The sequence below is a fragment of the Humibacter ginsengiterrae genome (assembly GCF_054780115.1).
The window spans coordinates 425,680-444,416 of sequence record NZ_BAAGWY010000002.1 but is presented as its reverse complement, the minus strand read 5'-3'; the positions used below and the strand labels follow the sequence as shown (position 1 = coordinate 444,416).

Below are 18,737 nucleotides of genomic sequence, written 5' to 3'. Positions count from 1 at the left end.
TAGCAGGCGCGGAGAGGTGTTCTCGAACGGGTCAGGCGACGGCGTCGCGCGTCTTCTCCAGCAGCCGGTAGTGCAGCAGCGCGAAACCGTACAGGTAGAGCAGTGCGGCGGGGACCCCGCCGAAGAACCATGCCCAGCCGGATGCTCCGAACGCCAAGGTGAGCACGGCCGTGACCGTTCCGCTCACGACGACGAGGGCGCCGAGTGCGACGCCGATCCAGGCGCCGATCGCCGAGTACAGTCCCACAACCGCACCGCGGTCGAGGCGGGCAATGGCCTGCGGCGTCTTGGCCTTGCGATACGCGGCGACCGAGGTGAAACGGGTGGAGACATCCGCGAAGTACCAGACGGCGCCGGCGAAGATCAGGATGGTCGCGGCAAGCGCCCACCCGAACGGCGTTCCACTCTTCGTCGCGATTCCGACCTGCGCGGCGATGAGCCACGAGGCGACAGCGCCCAGCAGAGCCCAGCCGACGGCGCCCCACCTGAGCTTCAGTCCGAGGTCGACGATGATCTCGTCGTGGGTGCCCAGCAGTGGGTCGTTCTGCAGCTGGGTGGCGCTCAGCGGCGCCGGAACGTACGGCTGTGCGGGAGCGGCCTCGGGCTGCGGTCGGCCCGCGTGGGCTTCCGCTGCGAGCGGCTGCGGCGCCTCATCCACCGGAACCTCGTGCGCAACGACTTCGGGCTCGGAATCGTCGGGCTGCGGGTCCGTCGCGCTGAGAGGTTCGGTCGCCGCTTCCTCCCCTGCCGGCGCGAGGTGATCCGGTTCGACGGGAGTAGTCGGCGCCTCAGATGCGACCTCGGCGGGCGGCTCGGACTCCGCCTCGGTCGGCCGGGTTCGCGGGCTCGTCTTCCTCGTCGGGGTCACAGATCGTCTCCTTGTCCTCCGGGCCGAGGCAGCACCCGGTCAGGTCGTTTCAACTACCCGATCGACACTACCCGCGCGTTCCGAGACGGGCTGACCGTACATCCGCGAGCCGCCACGTGCACGGGTCGATTCCGTCCAAGGTGCGAAGTGCGAAGGTGGAGAACATGCCGACCGACGACGCGCTGACGCCGCACGCCGTGGCGAAAGCGGCTGCGGTCGGACTCGCGGACGCGGCGTTCCTGCCGGGCTGGCACGCACGCGGCGCGCGGGCCAGACGATGGATCGTGCGCGACCACGAGCATCCGCTCGGCGGACCTCCCGTGCTGCTTCTGCCTGGCGTGCACGAATCGCCTCGGTTCCTCGACCCGTTCGCGGCACTCTGCGTCGCGAACCGCCGACGACCGCACGTGCTCACCGCACTCGGACGCAACGTGGAACACGTGCTCAACACGGCGGAACTCGCCGCGTCGTACCTGGAACGGCACGACCTGACCGAGGTGCTCATCATTGGGCACAGCAAGGGCGGGCTCGTCGGCAAGCAACTGATGACCTGGGAACGAACGCGGTCACGGGTGCAAGCGATGGTCGCCATCGCGACGCCATTCTCCGGATCCGCCTACGCCACCCGGGCGCCGGTGCGCTCGCTGCGCGACTTCTCGCCGTCCGACTCCACGCTGCTCGAGCTCTCCGCCAACCGGGCAGCGAACAGTGACATCGTGTCGGTCTTCCCGCGCTTCGACCCCCAGATCCCGGCGGGAAGCATGCTTGCGGATGCCCGTGCCAACGTGCGGCTACCCGTCGACGGGCACTTCCGTGTGCTCGGACATCCCGAGCTGTGGACTCTGCTGCGACGGACGCTGCGCGATGTCAGCGGAGGGCGATGATGCCATCGCACTCTGCTTCCGGAAGGCGATGATCCCATCGCCCTCTGCTACCGGAAGGCGATGACCTCATCGCCCCGTGGCTACCGGAAGGCGATGATTCCGTCGCCCCATACCCGGCGGAGGTCGCCGTGCGGGTCCGAGACGACGCGGTCGGCGGTGTCGAACACGTACGTCAGACGGGACTGCGTGTCGTAGCGCGGCCAGATCGGCGACATTCGGAGCGGGTTCGGATCGCCGACCTCCGCGAACGAGACCCAGCGGGACTGCATCCGCTCGGTCAGCCGGCGGCCGGAAGTCCGCGCCCCTAGTGAGAGCACACGCGGCACGGGAGCGCCGAACACGTGCGGCAGCTCCGCCCCGTGCATCGCGCCAAGCCCGGCCGCCTTCATGAGCGGTGGTGCGAAGTCGAACTCGTACGCCCAGGTGGGTGCGTAGCTGCTGTGCGCGGACGCCGCCCACACGGTGGGCATGCGGAATGCGGCATCCGTCGCAAGGCTCAGTGCCGGCCGCAACCGGGGATAGCCGCGATAGCCGGACGTCACGGCGAGCGCCTCCGGCGTGCCGAGCCGCTCCACCATCAGCTGCACGGCCTTCGAGCTGTTCGGAACGATGGGCGAACGCAAGAGCCGGAAGAGCATCGCCTCGTTGCGGTTCGATCCGATCACCAGTGGGACGCGGAGCGCGCGACCCCGAGCCATCGCCGTCAGCGGGTACTCCGGCACGAGGTCGCCGTCGACGACGGGTGCCACCGGTATCGTGCCCGGTTCGAGCGTGCTCGTGTCGACGATGAGCCGCGAGCACGCCTCGATGAGCGATCCCGCAGGAAGCAGGCGAAGGCGATGCACGGCATCCGGGGCGATGTCGAGCCTGGCCAGGAAGCGCTCGGCCGAGACACGTGCGGTCGCCGGGGAGTAGACGCTGCCGGCCGGCGAACTCTGCGCGATGGCTCCGTGCAGCAGGCCCTCCGCGCTCGGGGTGGCCAGCATCGTGGTGACGGCTCCGGCCCCCGAGGACTCGCCGAACAGTGTCACCCGGTCCGCCGATCCGCCGAACTCGCGGATGTTCTCCCGCACCCATGCGAGCGCCGCCAGCTGGTCGCGCTGCCCGACGTTGCTCTCGAACACGTCGTCCGCCGTCGAGAACGACGACAGGTCGAGGTAGCCAAGCGGTCCGATGCGGTAGTTGAAGGTCACCACCACGACGCCACGCTTCGCCAGCCGAGCGCCGTCGTAGAGCGGATCGGCCGAGGAACCCACGTAGTAGGCGCCGCCGTGGATCCACACCATGACGGGCAGGTCGGCCGACCCCAGCTCGGGAGTGTAGACGTTGACCGTGAGGCAGTCCTCACTCATCTGCCGCGGCTGCACTCCGGGGAACGCCTGGATCGGCTGCGGCGCGATGCGGCCGAACCTGGAGGCGTCGCGCACCCCGTCCCACGGCTCGGGCCGTCGGGGACTGCGGAATCGCAGCGAGCCGACGGGAGGAGCCGCATAGGGAATGCCCTTGAAGGTGCAGACGCCGTCCTCGTACACGCCCCGAACTCGCCCCTGCGCCGTGGCGACGACGGGCCCCTGCTCGTCCGTGGCGCTGCTGAGCGCCGCCTCCGTCGCACTCACGAGATCAGATTAGGACGCCAGGCACTTCACCGACGCGCAGCTCGGACCGCAGCGCTGCACCGATGGGCGCGCAGCTCAGAGCGCGGCGATGCTGTACACCGGCGAGCCGGCGAGGCGGTCACGGCCACCGAGGTCGTCGAGTTCGAGCACCACGCCGAAGCCCGCGACCGAATAGCCGGCTCTGCCGATGAGCCTGGCCGTCGCGCCCAGGGTGCCGCCCGTGGCGAGCACATCGTCGAGCACGAGCACGCGAGATCCCCTCGGCAGACGCTCGGGTTCCAGCTCGAGGCTCGCCCTGCCGTACTCGAGGTCGTATGTCTCGGCGAGCACCTCCCCCGGAAGCTTCCCCGCCTTGCGCACGACGAGCACACCCACTCCCGCCGCGTACGCGACCGCGGCGGCGAGCACGAATCCGCGCGCCTCGACACCGGCGACGGCATCGAACTCCCCCTCGAAGTGCTGCACGAGATCGTCGACGATGGCACGGAACGCGACACCGTCGGCGAACACCGGAGCAAGGTCGCGGAAGAGGATGCCCGGCTCGGGAAAGTCCGGAACGCTCACCAGCAGACGGTCGAGTTCGTCACGCGCGCGGGTCACCCGTCCACATTAGGGCGTTCACGGGCGGGGTCCACGCGGATGTCGCCCCTACGGTTCGTAACCGCGCGAGCGTTGGCCAACACGGCGCGGGTGTTGGCGTCGGATGCCGTGCCGCATGCTGATGACCCGAGCCGCGATGCGACACCGCCCGTAATTGCCGGCAGATCACTCTTCGTCGACCTGCGCCCGCTGCGCTTCAGCCCTGCATTCGCCCGACGCTGACTGGGAGGCGCGATCTCCGGCATCGGCGGCCAGATGACGATCGCGGCGATCGGCCTTCAGGTGTACGACCGGGTCGACGCTCTCGGTCTCGGGCGTCGCGTTGTTCGCACTGCTGCCCATGGTGTTCTTCGGCATCGACGGCGGGATGCTCGCGGACGTGATCGATCGCCGGCTGCTCGCGCTGCTGTCTGCCATCGTCGCGTGGGGGTCGACGTTGTGCATCGCCCTGCTCGCCTGGTTCCGGTGCAATAGGGAGGGTTTCCGCCCTGCGTTGGGTGGTCTGGTGATCATCGTCGCCGTCATACTGTTGCTGCGGCTGCAGCCGGCGTTCCGCCAGTACGACGCGATGCGCCCGGAGCCGTAGGGCTTCCGGGCGCATCGCGGTGGAGTCACGATTTCACATCGAGCAGATCGATCACGAAGATCAGCGTCTTGCCGCCGAGCGGATGCCCGCTGCCAGCCGGCCCGTACGCCAGCTGCGGCGGAATGGTGAGTTGGCGCCGACCGCCGACCTTCATGCCGGGAATGCCGTCCTGCCAGCCCTGGATGAGTCCGCGGAGCGGGAACTGGATCGACTGGCCCCTGCTCCACGAGGAGTCGAACTCCTCGCCCGAGTCATAGTCGACCCCGAGATAGTGAACGTCGACGCTCGCGCCGGGTGTCGCCTCCGCGCCGTCGCCCTCGACGAGGTCGACGATCTCGAGGGCCTCGGGCGCCGGACCCTGGGGGGCGTCGATCTCCGGCTTGGACTTCTGCGTTTCGCTCATCCCTCCATCCAACGGCACCGTGCCGTCCGCGTCAAAGCGCGATGGCGACAAGGGCTGACGACGACGAAACTGGGCGCAAATGCTTGCAATACTGGCCGAGCCGATGCACGCTGGGTTCAGACCAACTCGCCGCTCGGATTCGGCTGCAGGCAGTGCCGCACCACCGAGCGGTGAGTTTTGCCCGGGGCACGATCGGGGCCCGCGACCCCCGGGGGATTGCCTCAGTGGAGGCCGTACAGCCGACTCCGCGAAGCGCTGATCTCGGCGAGCAGAGCGGCTTCTTCGGCCGGCGTGTAGGCATCCGCCGCTCCGGTCACGAGGCGCTGACGGTCCATCGCCAGCCTGGTCGTATCGCGCACCATGGATCGGACGATCGCGGACGCCTCACCACCGCGCACGCGGGCCCAGGCGCGAACCCGGCGACGTCCGGTCCTGGTGCCGTAGAGCGCGACCTCGTCCGGCGTGAACCATCCGGCCCTGCCGTACTCCTCGAGCCGGTCTCTGGTCAGGTGCTGCTCGCGAACGCGCAGAAGCACCACCGTCACCACGGCGGCCACGAAGATCGGGAACTCGAAGAACAGGTAGACGCCCCAGAAGCCGAGGTAGCCTGCGACGTTCCATACCGAGTGCAGCACGATGGCGACAGCGAGTCCGATGGCGAACGCGCCCAGGATGCGTCCAACGCCTCTCCTGCGCGCCGCGAGTCCCACCGCGAGCCCCGTGCACGAGGTGAAGAGCACGTGTGCGAACGGTGAGAACAGCGCGCGCAGAACGAATACTGTGGCGGCCTCGCTCGCTCCGCCGTTGTGCAGGGCCGTGCCGAAGTACTGGATGTTCTCCACGAACGCGAACCCGCCTGCGGTGAACGCGGCATACACGATGCCGTCGATAGGTCCGTCGAACGTGCGGCGGGCGGCGAAGACGAGGATGAGCAGCACCGCGCCCTTCGCGGACTCCTCGACGATCGGGGCCCGGACCGTCGCGGACAGGATCGAGCTCTCCGGAATGGCGGTGAGGAATCGCTGGCCGACGTCGAAGAGCAACGCGATGGTGATGGCTGCTGCCGCACCCCAGAGGAAGGCGAGCACCTTCGCGGCCCATGGCTCCGGCTCCCAGGCGTCGATCCAGGTCGCCGTGAGCACCACTATGGCCAGCGGAACCAGTGCGAGCAGGGCGCTCACCGCGACCGGGCCGGCGCCGAACGCGAGCACGAGGTAGGCGAACACGACGACGAGGAGCTGGGTGAGCAGCACCAGGCCGATGATCGTCCACACGACGGTTCTGGTGCGGGTGCGTGGTTTCGGCGGCGCGGGCGGCAGCGGGGTCGACGGATACCCGGTCATGCAGACGTCACGGTCGTTCTCGGGGCACGGCAGCGGGTCGGATGGTACATGCGACTCCTCGTCGTGTCGGGGCCCCTGAAGCGCGCGGGGGCCGGTGAACGCATCGGAATCTTACGCGTAGGATCGGTGCGCGGCGGGCGCCCAGTTCACGGGTCGTCACGCGGAGGGAGTGCTGCGCGACGTGACGACGATCTCCGTGGTGATCCCCTCGTACAACGATGCGGCGATGCTCCGGGAGTGCCTGCACAGGCTGCGCGAGCAGTTGCGGCCGGCCGACGAGATCATCGTCGTCGACAACGCGAGCACCGACGAGACGGGCGAGGTGGCGCGCTCGCTCGGCGCCACAGTGGTGCAGCAGCCGGTGCGCGGGATCTTCCCGGCCGCCGCTGCAGGCTATGACGCGGCATCCGGTGACATCATCGCCCGGCTGGATGCCGACTCCCGGCCGCCCACAGACTGGCTGGCACACATCGAGGCGGAGCTCACCGTCTCGCCCGAGGTCGGCGTGCTCACCGGGCCCGGCGAGTTCTACGACGGCAACGCGCTCGTGACGTGGCTGGGCGAGAACCTCTACATCGGCGGGTACTTCTGGTTCGGAGGCCTCTGGCTCGACAACGGCCCGATCTTCGGATCCAACTTCGCCATGCGGCGCGAGGTCTGGATACGGGTGCGGCTGCGCGTGCACCGCGACCTGCGCCGTGTGCACGACGACCTCGACCTGAGCCTGCATCTGCCCCCGGATGTCGTCGTGCGCGTCGACGACACGCTCCGGGTCGGCATCTCGGCGAGGCCGTTCTCGTCGTGGCGTGCGTTCGGAAGGAGGCTCGGCTGGGCCTATCTGACGTTCCGGCTGAACTGGCCGGAGGCGTCACCATGGCGCATCCGTGAGGCACGCGAGAAGTACCGGCTGCAGCGCCGGGCGGAAGACGAGGCAGGCCGGGGCGACGCGACAAGCACGGTCTGACCGCACCGGCTTATCCGGCCTCGGCGAACAGCTCCAGCATGTCGCGGGCCAGCTGATGCGGCGCGGTCTCGCACGGGCTGTGTCCGGTGCGGTAGACGGCGAGTTCGGCTCCGAGCCGCTCCGCGAACCCGGCGTGCAGCCTGACCGGCCACAGGTCGTGCTCCCCGGTAGCCACGAGAACCGGGATGCCCGTCGCCCGCAACTCGCGTGAGACATCCGGTGTACGACGCATGAGCCCGATGATGTCGTCGATCGACTCGCGGCTGGTGAGCTCGAAACGGGATCGCACGAACTCCAGCCGTTTCGGACCCACCTTGTTCTTGTTGGTGACGATGCCCCAGATCATCAGCCCGGCACCCTGGTGCGCCGTGGTGAAGCGGCTCAGCCAGCCGATCATCCGCACGCCGCGGAACGTCTCGCCAGGCAGCGGCGGCGTGGTGAGCAGGGTGAGGCTGCGCACCAGGTCAGGGCGACGCACCGCGGCCAGCTGAGCCACCGTTCCGGCGAACGAGTAGCCGAGCAGATGCGACGGGCCGCCTGCGGCCAGAACCGCAACGAGGTCGTCGACGAAGAGGTCGTAACTGTACGCTCCACCGGGTCCGGGTCCGGCATCCGCCGACTCGTACTGCCCCGCGAGGTCGTAGCTGATCACGTTGTAGCCGGCGGCCACGAGGATCGGGCCGAGCAGCACGAAGTCCTCCTTCGAGCCGGTCACGCCGGGAACGAGCACGACGCGGGGATCACCGGTGTCACCCATCGACCACGTCGCCAGCGACCCGCTCGGCGCCTCGAACCGGCCGACCACCGTGCCCTCGGGCGGAACGGACCAATCGAGTTCACCGATTGCCGCATCGGCCGCGATCGCCGCGCGACGCGATTCGCCGTCGCCCGCCGACCATGACCTGTCGGCGCGTTCCTCGTCGATGGACACTCGTCCACGATAGGGGTAGGGCGCGTGCCCTGGCGTGCGTCAGAGACCTTCGTCGGGACTGCCGTGGTGATCCGACACGACGGGGATCGAGGTGGTGACGGTCTCCAGTCCGCTCAGTCTGGCTGGCGAAAGCAGCTTCGTGACACGCTCCCGTGGCATGAGACCGGCCTCGACCACGAGATCGGCGACGTTCCGGTTCGTCAGGAGCGCCGTCTTCGCCAGGGCCGCTGCCGCCGCGTACCCGATGTGCGGGGTGAGCGCGGTGATGACGCCGATGTTCGACCCAACCATCGTCTCCAGCCGCTCCTCGTTGGCGGTGATGCCGTCCACGCAGTTCACGCGCAGGGTGAGGCACGCCTGGCGCAGCCAGGTGATCGACTGCAGCAGGAAGTTCGCGATGACCGGTTCGAACGCGTTCAGCTGCAGCTGGCCGCCCTCGGCGGCGGCGGTGACCGTGGCATCCGCTCCGATGATGCTGAACGCCACCTGGTTCACCACCTCAGGGATCACCGGGTTCACCTTGCCCGGCATGATGCTCGACCCCGCGGCGCGCGGCGGCAGGTTGATCTCGCCGAGGCCCGCCTGCGGTCCGCTGGAGAGGAGCCGGAGGTCGTTGCAGATCTTCGAGAGCTTGACTGCGCTGCGCTTCAGCGCACCGCTGAAGGACATGAACGCGCCTGCATCGCTCGTGGACTCGATGAGGTCGGGTGCGGCTTCCAGGTCGAGCCCTGAGATGCGCGCCAGGTGCTGCACCGCCGAGGCGGAATAGCGCGGATCGGCCGTGATGCCGGTGCCGATCGCTGTGGCGCCGATGTTGACCTCGGAGAGCAGCCAGATTGTCTCCTTGAGACGCTGGTAGTCCTCGCCGAGCGTCGTCGCGAAGCCGTGGAACTCCTGCCCGAGAGTCATCGGCACGGCGTCCTGCAGCTGGGTTCGGCCCACCTTGAGCACGTGCTTGAACTCGACGCCCTTGCGGGAGAACGACTCACGCAGCGCCCACAGCTCGTCCAGCAGTGAGCGCAGCAGCAACGACAGGGCGATCTTCAGCGCCGTCGGATACGTGTCGTTCGTGCTCTGGCTGCGGTTGACATCGTCGATCGGGTGGATGTGCGCGTAGTCGCCCTTCTTCCACCCACCGAGTTCGAGCGCCCTGTTGGCGATCACCTCGTTCGCGTTCATATTGGTGGAAGTACCGGCACCGCCCTGGATGATGCCCACCACGAACTGGTCGTGCAGCTTGCCGTCGAGCAGCTCGAGGCAGGCTGCCTCGATGAGCTCGGCCTTGTGCGGCTCGATGGCGCCGATCTCCGCGTTCGCCCTCGCCGCTGCGAGCTTCACCATGGCGAGCGCGTCGACGAAGGTCGAGTACACCGAGATCGGCCGGTGCGCGATCGGGAAGTTCTCCAAGGCCCTCGAGGTGTGGATGCCCCAATATGCGTCTGCCGGAATACGACGTTGCCCGAGCGAGTCCGTCTCGATGCGGTAGTCTCCCTCCTGCGCCTCCCAGCCGTCGGGAGGCGACATGCCGGAATCGGGCTGCTGAACGGGGATCTCTTGCGTCGCTGTCACGACTCTTCGGCCTTTCCGCGCGACGCATCGTCGCGCCCGCGACTTCGACTCTACGCGGCGCGCCGTAAGGCATCCTGGGCACGGGACGCACCGGTGTCCGGGCGGCCGGATTCAGGACGATCGGCCGTGGCGCGCCCGCTCGGCACGCAGGTTGGCGCACCTACGAAAGCCGCCGGAGCAGGCCGCGCACGAACGAGTCGACGCGTTTCGTGTACGGAGGGAAGATCATGGTCATCGACTCCGGCTTCAGCGGTTTGCTGAGGACCGCCTTCTCGTTGCTCAGCGTGGTGAACCCCGCCTCGCCACGGTAGCGGCCCATGCCGCTCTCCCCCACACCGCCGAACGGCAGCCCGATAACGGTCTGCTGGATGAGCGCCGCGTTGAATCCGACGGCGCCCGACGACGTGCCGCGCAGGAACTCCCTGCGCACCCGTTCGTCGTTCGAGAACACGTAGAGCGAGAGCGGCTTCTCCCCGGCGGCGATGCGGCGGATCGCGTCGTCTGCGCCGGCCACCTCGATGACGGGGAGGATCGGTCCGAAAACCTCCTCGCCCATGATGCGGGAGTCGTCGGCGACGTCGGTGAGCACCGTGGGCGCGATGTATTTGTCTTCAGCATCCGTCTGCCCTCCGGACGCCACGGTGCCGTCACCCATCAACGCGCTCAGCGCCTCGAACCTGGCCGGGCTCACGATGCGGGCGTAGTCGCCGGATGCCTGCGGGTCGCTCCCGTACAGCTCGTGCACCGCTGCGTCGATGAGCGGCACCACCCGGTCGATCACCTCTCGCGTGGCCATCAGGTAGTCGGGCGCGACGCAGGTCTGGCCGGCGTTGAGGAACTTGCCCCACGCGATCCGCTTGGCGGCCGCCTCCAGGTCGACGGAGTCGTCCACGTACACCGGCGACTTTCCGCCGAGTTCCAGCGTGACCGGCGTGAGGTGCTTGGCGGCGGCCGCGGCGACGATGCGGCCGACGCGGGCGCCGCCGGTATAGAAGATGTGGTCGAAGCGCTGCTCGAGCAGAGCCGTGGTCTCGGGGACCGCTCCCTCGACGACCGAGACGGCGCGGGCATCCAGATAGTCCGGAACCAGGCGGGCGACCGTGGCCGAGGTGGCGGGCGCAAGCTCGCTGGGCTTCATCACGACAGCGTTGCCCGCCGCGAGTGCTGCAACGACCGGGCCGAGGAGCAACTGGATCGGATAGTTCCACGGGGCGATGACGAGCACGACCCCGAGGGGTTCGCGGATGACCCACCCACGCCCCGGCTGCAGCGCCAGCGGAAGCGAGACCCGCTTCGGTGCCGCCCATGACCTGAGGTTCTTCAGCGCGTGGGAAACCTCGGCCAGGATGACGTTGATGTCGGCCAGCTGCGTCTCGGTGGGGCTGCGGCGCAGGTCCGCAGCAAGCGCGGCCTCGAACTCCGCCCCGTGCTCGGTGAGCATGCGGCGGATGCCCGTCAGCTGCTCCCGGCGCCAGGCCAGCGGTTTGGTGATCCCGGCCGAGAAGGCGGCGCGTCGCCCGGCCACGATGCCTGCGATCTGGTCAGAAGCCATGCCTCATGCTAATGCTGGTCAGCTGACCAAGTTCAGCATCAGTGCGGGAACAGCGCCTCGATGGGGCCACGGGCGAAGTAGATGGCGAACCCGGCGGCGACGATCCACAGCAACGGGCTGATCGAGCGCACCTTGCCGGAGAACGCCTGCACGACGACCCAGGCGATGAACCCGGCACCGATTCCGTTGGCGATCGAGTACGTCAGCGGCATCACGATCACGGTGAGGAAGACCGGCAGCAGCACCGAGAAGTCGGTCAGATCGATGCTTTTGATCTGCGACATCATGAGCGCGCCGACGATGACCAGCGCCGCGGCGGCTACCTCGGACGGCACGATCTGGGCGATCGGGGTGAAGAACATGGCGAGCAGGAACATTCCGCCCGTGATCACGTTGGCGAACCCGGTGCGCGCTCCTTCACCGATACCCGCCCCGGACTCGATGAACACCGTGTTCGACGAGCTGGAGGTGAGGCCGCCCGCGACGGCGCCGACACCCTCGACGATCAGCGCGCTGCGCAGTCGCGGGAAGGTGCCGTCCGCGTTGGCGAGCCCCGCTTCTTTGGAGAGTCCGGTCATGGTGCCCATGGCATCGAAGAAGTTGCTGAAGACGAGCGTGAACACCAGCATCACTGCGGTGAGCACGCCGAGCTTGCCGAAATCGAAGCTCACCTGTCCGACCAGGCCGAAGTCGGGCAGCGAGACCCAGTTCGTCACCTCGGGGATGTTGAGGTTCCAGCCTGTGGCGTCCTTCGGCTGGGCGCCGAGGTGCCAGATCAACTGAGCGATCACGGCGAGGATGGTGCCCGAGACGAGTCCGATGAGGATCGCGCCCTTCACCTTGCGGGCGACGAGGATGCCCGTGATCAGCAGCGTGAGCACGAACACGAGGGTCGGAATGGTGGCAACGGAGCCGTTCAGGCCGAGGCCGATCGGCGGGGAGCTCAGCTTCGTGGTGGTGACGAAACCGGCATCCACCAGGCCGATGAACGCGATGAAGAGGCCGATACCGACGGTGATGGCGATCTTCAGCGAGTAGGGCACGGCGTCGAAGATGAGCCGCCGCAGCCCGGTGGCCGAGAGAATGACGATTATCACGCCGTCGATCACCACGAGCCCCATCGCCTCCGGCCAGGTCACCTGACCGACGACACTGACCGCGAGGAACGAGTTGATGCCGAGCCCGGCGGCGAACGCGAACGGGAGCCGGGCGATCAGGCCGAACAGGATCGTCATCACTCCGGCGGTGAGCGCCGTCACTGCAGCCACCTGCGGGAACGCGAGCGAGTGGTGCGCCACGTCTTTGCTGCCCGACAGGATGATCGGGTTCAGCACGATGATGTACGCCATCGTCACGAACGTGACGACGCCGCCGCGCACCTCCTGCCACCACGTCGACCCGCGCTTCGAGATCTCGAAGAACGAATTGAGACGACCGGGAGCCTGGGGTTCGGTCTTGGTCGCAGTTCCGGACATGGGGGGCTCTTTCCGATCGGGCAGAGGAAGGGGGTTGACGCGGAGGGGTGAACGAGTTGCGCCGAGACGATATTGTCAGGCGACCGCCAGGTGATCAAGCGACGAGATGAGGCCAGATGGCGACCCTATGGACCCTGCACGGCGATGGCAAGACTATCCGCCCCGACACGGTCGTGGCACCGGATGAACGGCTCAGCTGGCCGCGCACGATCGGCATCGGCGCGCAGCACGTCGTCGCCATGTTCGGAGCGACGTTCCTCGTTCCGCTGCTCACCCACTTCCCGCCCTCTACGACGCTTCTGTTCTCGGGCATCGGCACCATCGGGTTCCTGCTCATCACCCGGAACAGGCTGCCCAGCTACCTCGGATCGTCGTTCGCCTTCATCGCCCCGATCACCGCGGCCACCGCGGGCCACGGCATGGGCGGCGCGCTGTTCGGGATCCTGGCGGTCGGCATCCTGCTCGCCATCGTCGGCGGCGTGGTGGTGCTCACCGGCACCGGCTGGATCGACGCGCTCATGCCCCCCGTGGTGGCCGGCGCCATCGTCGCCCTCATCGGGTTCAATCTCGCGCCGACGGCGGTCTCGAACTTCAGCACGTCGCCGCTGGTGGCGATCATCACGCTGGCCGCGATCATCCTGTGCACTGTGCTGTTCCGCGGGATGCTCGGCCGCATGTCGATCTTCGTCGGCGTGGTGATCGGCTACCTCGCCGCCGTACTGCTCGGCGTCGTCGACTTCTCGCCGGTGGCGAAGGCCGCCTGGGTCGGCCTGCCGACGTTCGCGCTGCCGGGGAATCCATTCGCGGATGCCTCACTCTGGGCGCTGCTGCCGGTCTTCCTCCCGGTCGTGCTCGTGCTGATCGCGGAGAACGTCGGACACATCAGGGCGGTCGCCCAGATGACCGGCCGCGACGTGAACGTGCTCACCGGGCGGGCCCTGTTCGCCGACGGACTCGCCACCACACTCGCCGGACTCTTCGGTGGATCCGGAACCACGACCTACGGCGAGAACATCGGCGTGATGGCCGCCACCAAGGTGTACTCGACGGCGGCGTACTGGGTGGCAGGTGCGGTCGCCGTGCTGCTCGGGCTGTCGCCGAAGGTCGGAGCGGTGCTGAACACGATCCCGTCCGGCGTGCTCGGGGGCGCAACGCTCGCGCTGTACGGGCTCATCGGCGTCGTCGGCATCAAGATCTGGATCGACAACCGGGTGGACTTCTCTAAGCCGAAGAACCAGTTCGCCGCGGCTGTCGCTCTGGTGATCGGCGTCGGCAACCTCACCTGGGTGATCGGCAACCCGAAGGGCGGCATCCAGCTGAGCGGCATCGTGCTCGGAACGGTCGCAGCGATCGTGATCTACCACCTGATGAACGCGATCGGGCGCGCGCGCCGCACCGACTGAGGTGCGTATTCAGCTATGCAGGGCGGGGACGATCAGATAGATGCCGAACAGCACGACCAGGGCGCAGAGCACGAAGCACGTGTAGGCCACGATAAGCGCGAGACGCTTCTGCAGCGGCGTGAGCGGGCTGCGCGACGCGGCCTTCTTGATGCGCTTCGCCTCCGCTGCAGCCTCGGCCGGGGTGACGATCGTGATCGCGTCCGTGAACTCCGCCGGGGTGACGTGTGGCGCCTTGCCCGCCGTGGAGAGCATCCTCAGCGCCAGCGCATATAGCGAAATGACGACGCACGCAGCGACCAGCGCCACGGCGGCGACGATCACGAACGAGATCCAGTCGATGCCGCTCATGCTGCGCTCCGTTTCGGCTTCTTCGGCTTGACCTTGCGGATCTTGACGACGCGTCCGGACTCGGCCACCTCGTTGACGCCCTCGAACGCGTTGCGCGCGGACACCCGATTGCGCTTGGAGATCGCGAAGATCAGCACGATCACGCCGACCGCGATGATGAGATCGATCACCACTCCGACGAACCCGAGCAGTCCGATGAGGGCCGTGATCGCGCCGACGACGGCCGCGGCGGGCAGCGTCATGAGCCAGCCGAGACCGATACGCCCGGCCGTGCCCCACCGCACGCTGGAGCCCCTTCTGCCGAGGCCGGATCCGATCACCGATCCGGATGCCACCTGTGTAGTCGAGAGCGCGAACCCGAGGTGCGAGGAGGCGAGGATGGTCGCCGCGGTGCTGGTCTCCGCCGCGAAGCCCTGCGCCGGCTTCACATCCGTGAGCCCCTTGCCCAGGGTGCGGATGATGCGCCATCCGCCGGTGTAGGTGCCGATGCCGATGGCCAGCGCACAGGCCGCGATGACGAGCACGGGAGGATTCGAACCCGGCGCGAGCGCGCCCGCCGAGATGAGCACGAGCGTGATGACGCCCATCGTCTTCTGTGCGTCGTTGGTGCCGTGGGCGAGCGCCACGAGCGACGACGAGAAGATCTGGCCGAACCGGAACCCGGCGCGACCGTCGGGCAGACGGTCGTACCGGCGCGTGATCGCATAGGCCAACCGGGTGGCGCAGAAAGCCACGAGGCCCGCGATGATCGGGGAAAGCACGGCCGGCAGGATGACCTTGTCGAGCAGCACGACGTAGTCGACCGACCCGAAACCGGCGCCGACGATCGCGGCACCGATCAGTCCGCCGAAGAGTGCGTGGCTGGAGCTGGAGGGAAGGCCGTAGAGCCAGGTGACGAGATTCCAGATGATGGCGCCGACGAGCCCGGCGAAAATCATCGTCGGTGTGATCAGAACACCGCCGTGGCCCTCGTTGATGAGGCCGTTCGAGATGGTCTTCGCCACCGCCGTGGAGAGGAACGCCCCCACCAGGTTGAGCACGGCGGCGAGCGCGACCGCGATCTTCGGCCGCATCGCGCCGGTCGCGATCGGCGTCGCCATGGCGTTCGCCGTGTCGTGGAAGCCGTTGGTGAAATCGAAGAAGAGTGCCAGCGCGATCACCAGCACGACGATCAGGGTGAGGTCCACCGACGTCTTTCTCGAATAGCGGGCACGGGCACGGCCTCCCGCTTCCCCGGCGAGCCGGAGGCGGCGCAACGGCGACGTTCATCCGTGGTGCACCGTGCGTTAAGGACCACGTCGATCGTCACATGTGGCGGTGGCACGGTCAACTCGACGAGGGGAGCGCGCGGATATCACCGCGATCGCCGGTGCTGCGAGAGGTGCTGCAGAACGTGCTCACCGAACTCGACATCACGATGGCGATGACCGGATGCGCGCCTGTGGCGGGAATCACGCCCGCGGCGCTCGCGGACGCCTGAGCGCCCGCCCGATCAGGTGGCGGCGTCCGCCGTCGCCTGCGCGATGAGGGCAAGCACCGCGTGCGCATACGCCGTCTCTGCCTCCGCCGCAGCGAAACGTGCGTGCGCGCCGTCGCGAGCAGTCTCGACGACGTAGTCACCGGCATCCGTGCGGTTCAGCGCCACGAACGTGCCGCCGAGGAGACTACGGAGCTGATCCTCTCGCGGCAGCCACACCGCGTTCTCGACCGCGACCGAGTCGAGCGCCCACTCCGTCGTGCCGTTGAAGCCGAGGATGGTGCCGGTGTCGAACTCATGGGCCTCGATCGTCATGTCGCTCACGGTGAACGTCTCGCCGTCGAACTCGCCCGAGTCGATGGCGAAGACGTCGCCGGATGCCGGATGCCACACCAGTCCGTGGTCTCGCAGCTCGCGTGCCAGCTCGGTCGTGATCATCCCGCCATTATGCGTCGCGGACACCGAGTGGGCGTGCCGGGACGAGCTCTGCGAGCAGGCACACCTCGAGCGGCTCAGGCAGCACCCAGGTGCGTACCCTCCCGAGCTCGTAACCCGATTCGGCTGCCAGCACTCTCAGCGCCTCCTCGGTGCCGACCCGTGCGTGCAGCTCGTCGTGCGTGCCGTGCGGGCGCCGCTCGGCGCCGCGGCTCACGGCCTCGGCGACCTCGGGCACATCGCGCGCGTCGTCCGTTCGGAACACCCCCACCACGACACGCCCTTCCGGCGCCAGCGCACTGCGCCACGATCGCAGCGCATCCACCGGGCTGGGCAGGAGGTGCAGCGCGGTGACGCACGTGATCAGATCGAACTGCTCTCCGCCGACGTCGGGCGCGATCGAGGCGTCACCCTCGATCAGTTGCGCACCGGGCAGGTGCTCACGGGCAACCTCGAGCATGCCGGGAGACAGGTCGACACCGACCTTGCGGATGTCCACCTCCGGCAACGCCCGCAGAACGAGCCCGGTGCCGGTCGCCATGTCGAGCACGCTGCGCACACCGTCGGTTCCGGCGAACTGCGCGACCGCCCCGGCGAGAGCCGTGTGGAACTCGGACTCGTCGTAGTGGCCCGCACGCTCGTCGAAGCGGCGTGCGATCTCTTCGGGGCTCTCGGCTGCGTGCATCCCTCCATTGTGGTCCCGGCCGGTGCCTCACCCGCGTTCGCCCAGAGCAGACGCGGCGGGAAGAACTCACCGTTGGCACTCTCCACATCAGAGTGCTAATCTGACCGTAGTTGAGCCTATGCGGCTCAACTTTGAACCATCGTGGATCGACCCATGGAGGAGTAGAGATGGCAACCAACTACGACCCGTTCCGCGAACTCGACCGACTGGCCGGCGCCATGTTCGGCGGCGGGCAGGGGCCGCGGCTGATGCCGATGGACCTGTACCGCGACGGCGACACCTACGTGCTGAACGCCGACCTGCCCGGCATCGACCCCGGCTCGGTGGACATCGACGTCGACGGTCAGCTGCTGACGATCCGCGCCGAGCGCACGCTGTCGAGCGGTGAGGGCGTGAAGTGGATCACGCGCGAGCGCCAGTCCGGCTCGTTCCTGCGCCAGTTGAGCCTGGGCCAGGGCCTCGACACCGACCGGATCTCCGCGAACTACGTGAACGGCGTGCTCAGCGTGACGATCCCGGTCAGCGAGAAGGCGAAGCCTCGCAAGATCGCCGTGACCAGCGGCGCCGCCACGGGCGAAGGCGACCACCCGACGGTGACGGTCGAGGAGAAGCACGAGAAGCCGATCGACGCGTGAACGTCGTGCGCACCGCACGCGTGCGCTGAGATCTGGCACGAAGGCGGGGCCGGGGACTCATCCCCCGGCCCCGCCTTCGTGCGTCTCCGCTTGCTGCGGCTACTGCTCCTCGTGGTGGTTCGGGTCGCCTCCGAACAGCCGGCCGTCCGACCTGCCGAGCGCGGTGATCGCCGCGACCTCGTCGTTGGTCAGCTCGAAGCCGAAGATGTCGAAGTTCTCGTGCTGACGCTCGGCATTGCCCGACTTCGGCAGCGGCACCGATTCGAGCTGAACGTGCCAGCGCAGTACGACCTGAGCCGGAGTGACACCGTGAGAGGCGGCGGCGTCCACGATCGCCTGTTCTTTCAGTACCGGCGAGTTCTTGCCGAGCGGACTCCACGCCTCGGTCACGACGCCGTGCTCGTCGTGGAACGCTCGCAGCCGCTCCTGCGGGAAGTACGGGTGCAACTCGATCTGGTTCACCGCGGGCAGCTCTCCGGTCTCGCGCTGCAGCCTGGTGAGGAACTCCTCGGTGAAGTTAGAGACACCGATCGTTCGCACGAGACCGCGGTCGCGCAGTTCGATCATCGCCTTGAACGTGTCGACGTAGCGGTCGACGCTCGGGTTCGGCCAGTGGATCAGGTATACATCGATCTTCTCGACGTCCAGAGCGCGCCGGGACTGCTCGAACGAGGCCATCGTCTCGTCGTACCCGTGGTGCCTGCCGGGGATCTTGGTCTGCACGATGAGCTGGGCGCGCTCGAGCCCTGATGCCCGCATGCCGCGCCCGACGGCATCCTCGTTCTCGTAGTTCACGGCCGTGTCCAGCAGCCGGTAGCCGGCCTCGATCGCCGACACCACCGCCTTCTCGCCCGTCTCGCCGCGCAACGGATACGTTCCGAAGCCGATCGCCGGGATGCTCGTTCCATCGTTCAACACGCGCTGCGGAATGCTCATGCAGGCAACGCTACCGACACTCCACCA

The 18,737-nt window shown here is 68.1% G+C and carries 20 protein-coding genes; 5 read left to right on the top strand and 15 right to left on the bottom strand.

The window, feature by feature from the left end; genetic code table 11:
• Window positions 1–31: 31 nt before the first annotated feature.
• Complete coding sequence (locus tag ACYVII_RS04575; protein WP_460531647.1) at window positions 32–868, bottom strand: hypothetical protein; 837 nt, start codon at window positions 866–868, stop codon at window positions 32–34.
• Between the two features lie 164 nt (window positions 869–1,032).
• Here ACYVII_RS04575 and ACYVII_RS04570 point away from each other — a divergent pair, with 164 nt between their 5' ends.
• The gene (locus ACYVII_RS04570; protein WP_460531644.1) at window positions 1,033–1,752 is read left to right on the top strand and encodes an esterase/lipase family protein; all 720 of its coding nucleotides are present in this window, start codon (window positions 1,033–1,035) and stop codon (window positions 1,750–1,752) included.
• An 80-nt stretch (window positions 1,753–1,832) separates the two neighbouring features.
• Here the strand turns inward: ACYVII_RS04570 and ACYVII_RS04565 are convergent, their stop codons facing one another.
• The 3 genes from ACYVII_RS04565 to ACYVII_RS04555 form a co-directional block, all read right to left on the bottom strand.
• A complete protein-coding gene (locus ACYVII_RS04565) occupies window positions 1,833–3,368 on the bottom strand; it encodes a carboxylesterase/lipase family protein (RefSeq protein WP_460531641.1) in 1,536 nt (511 codons plus the stop codon).
• Window positions 3,369–3,443: 75 nt separating this feature from the next.
• A complete protein-coding gene (locus tag ACYVII_RS04560) occupies window positions 3,444–3,968 on the bottom strand; it encodes a purine phosphoribosyltransferase family protein (protein WP_460531638.1) in 525 nt (174 codons plus the stop codon).
• Window positions 3,969–4,133: 165 nt separating this feature from the next.
• Window positions 4,134–4,325 (bottom strand): hypothetical protein, encoded by a 192-nt coding sequence (locus tag ACYVII_RS04555; protein ID WP_460531635.1) that lies wholly within the window; start codon window positions 4,323–4,325, stop codon window positions 4,134–4,136.
• Here ACYVII_RS04555 and ACYVII_RS04550 point away from each other — a divergent pair.
• The gene (locus ACYVII_RS04550; RefSeq protein ID WP_460531632.1) at window positions 4,312–4,554 is read left to right on the top strand and encodes a hypothetical protein; all 243 of its coding nucleotides are present in this window, start codon (window positions 4,312–4,314) and stop codon (window positions 4,552–4,554) included. The genes ACYVII_RS04555 and ACYVII_RS04550 overlap by 14 nt on opposite strands.
• A gap of 25 nt (window positions 4,555–4,579) precedes the next feature.
• Here ACYVII_RS04550 and ACYVII_RS04545 read toward each other — a convergent pair whose 3' ends face one another.
• Together ACYVII_RS04545 and ACYVII_RS04540 are read right to left on the bottom strand one after the other, a co-directional pair.
• Complete coding sequence (locus tag ACYVII_RS04545; protein WP_460531629.1) at window positions 4,580–4,957, bottom strand: FKBP-type peptidyl-prolyl cis-trans isomerase; 378 nt, start codon at window positions 4,955–4,957, stop codon at window positions 4,580–4,582.
• 221 nt (window positions 4,958–5,178) lie between these two features.
• Window positions 5,179–6,300: a PrsW family intramembrane metalloprotease gene (locus ACYVII_RS04540; protein ID WP_460531627.1), complete on the bottom strand. Its 1,122-nt coding sequence runs from the start codon at window positions 6,298–6,300 to the stop codon at window positions 5,179–5,181.
• A gap of 181 nt (window positions 6,301–6,481) precedes the next feature.
• Here ACYVII_RS04540 and ACYVII_RS04535 point away from each other — a divergent pair, with 181 nt between their 5' ends.
• On the top strand, window positions 6,482–7,264 hold the full coding sequence (locus tag ACYVII_RS04535) for a glycosyltransferase family 2 protein (RefSeq protein WP_460531625.1): 783 nt from the start codon (window positions 6,482–6,484) through the stop codon (window positions 7,262–7,264).
• Between the two features lie 10 nt (window positions 7,265–7,274).
• Here the strand turns inward: ACYVII_RS04535 and ACYVII_RS04530 are convergent, their stop codons facing one another.
• From ACYVII_RS04530 to ACYVII_RS04515, 4 genes are all read right to left on the bottom strand, one after another.
• Window positions 7,275–8,189 (bottom strand): alpha/beta fold hydrolase, encoded by a 915-nt coding sequence (locus ACYVII_RS04530; protein ID WP_460531881.1) that lies wholly within the window; start codon window positions 8,187–8,189, stop codon window positions 7,275–7,277.
• Between the two features lie 45 nt (window positions 8,190–8,234).
• Window positions 8,235–9,719, bottom strand: coding sequence for an aspartate ammonia-lyase (locus ACYVII_RS04525; protein WP_460531878.1), 1,485 nt, complete (start codon window positions 9,717–9,719; stop codon window positions 8,235–8,237).
• A 205-nt stretch (window positions 9,720–9,924) separates the two neighbouring features.
• On the bottom strand, window positions 9,925–11,316 hold the full coding sequence (locus ACYVII_RS04520) for an aldehyde dehydrogenase family protein (RefSeq protein WP_460531622.1): 1,392 nt from the start codon (window positions 11,314–11,316) through the stop codon (window positions 9,925–9,927).
• Between the two features lie 38 nt (window positions 11,317–11,354).
• Window positions 11,355–12,791 (bottom strand): NCS2 family permease, encoded by a 1,437-nt coding sequence (locus ACYVII_RS04515; RefSeq protein WP_460531619.1) that lies wholly within the window; start codon window positions 12,789–12,791, stop codon window positions 11,355–11,357.
• 116 nt (window positions 12,792–12,907) lie between these two features.
• Between ACYVII_RS04515 and ACYVII_RS04510 the strand changes: the two genes are divergently transcribed.
• Window positions 12,908–14,194 carry a uracil-xanthine permease family protein gene (locus tag ACYVII_RS04510; RefSeq protein WP_460531616.1) on the top strand — a complete coding sequence of 429 codons (1,287 nt, stop codon included), beginning with the start codon at window positions 12,908–12,910 and terminating at the stop codon, window positions 14,192–14,194.
• Window positions 14,195–14,203: 9 nt separating this feature from the next.
• On the opposite strand, the gene ACYVII_RS04505 is transcribed toward ACYVII_RS04510, so the two are convergent.
• The 4 genes from ACYVII_RS04505 to ACYVII_RS04490 form a co-directional block, all read right to left on the bottom strand.
• Entirely contained in the window at window positions 14,204–14,542 is a 339-nt protein-coding gene (locus ACYVII_RS04505; RefSeq protein ID WP_460531613.1) for a peptidase, read from the bottom strand.
• Entirely contained in the window at window positions 14,539–15,729 is a 1,191-nt protein-coding gene (locus ACYVII_RS04500) for an inorganic phosphate transporter (protein ID WP_460531610.1), read from the bottom strand. Before ACYVII_RS04500 ends, ACYVII_RS04505 begins: the two co-directional genes overlap by 4 nt.
• Before the next feature lie 305 nt (window positions 15,730–16,034).
• Window positions 16,035–16,457 carry a hypothetical protein gene (locus tag ACYVII_RS04495; RefSeq protein WP_460531607.1) on the bottom strand — a complete coding sequence of 141 codons (423 nt, stop codon included), beginning with the start codon at window positions 16,455–16,457 and terminating at the stop codon, window positions 16,035–16,037.
• Window positions 16,458–16,464: 7 nt separating this feature from the next.
• Window positions 16,465–17,139, bottom strand: coding sequence for a class I SAM-dependent methyltransferase (locus ACYVII_RS04490; RefSeq protein ID WP_460531604.1), 675 nt, complete (start codon window positions 17,137–17,139; stop codon window positions 16,465–16,467).
• A 167-nt stretch (window positions 17,140–17,306) separates the two neighbouring features.
• Between ACYVII_RS04490 and ACYVII_RS04485 the strand changes: the two genes are divergently transcribed.
• The gene (locus tag ACYVII_RS04485; RefSeq protein ID WP_460531601.1) at window positions 17,307–17,774 is read left to right on the top strand and encodes an Hsp20/alpha crystallin family protein; all 468 of its coding nucleotides are present in this window, start codon (window positions 17,307–17,309) and stop codon (window positions 17,772–17,774) included.
• A 99-nt stretch (window positions 17,775–17,873) separates the two neighbouring features.
• Here the strand turns inward: ACYVII_RS04485 and ACYVII_RS04480 are convergent, their stop codons facing one another.
• Window positions 17,874–18,710, bottom strand: coding sequence for an aldo/keto reductase (locus ACYVII_RS04480; protein WP_460531598.1), 837 nt, complete (start codon window positions 18,708–18,710; stop codon window positions 17,874–17,876).
• Window positions 18,711–18,737 lie beyond the last annotated feature (27 nt).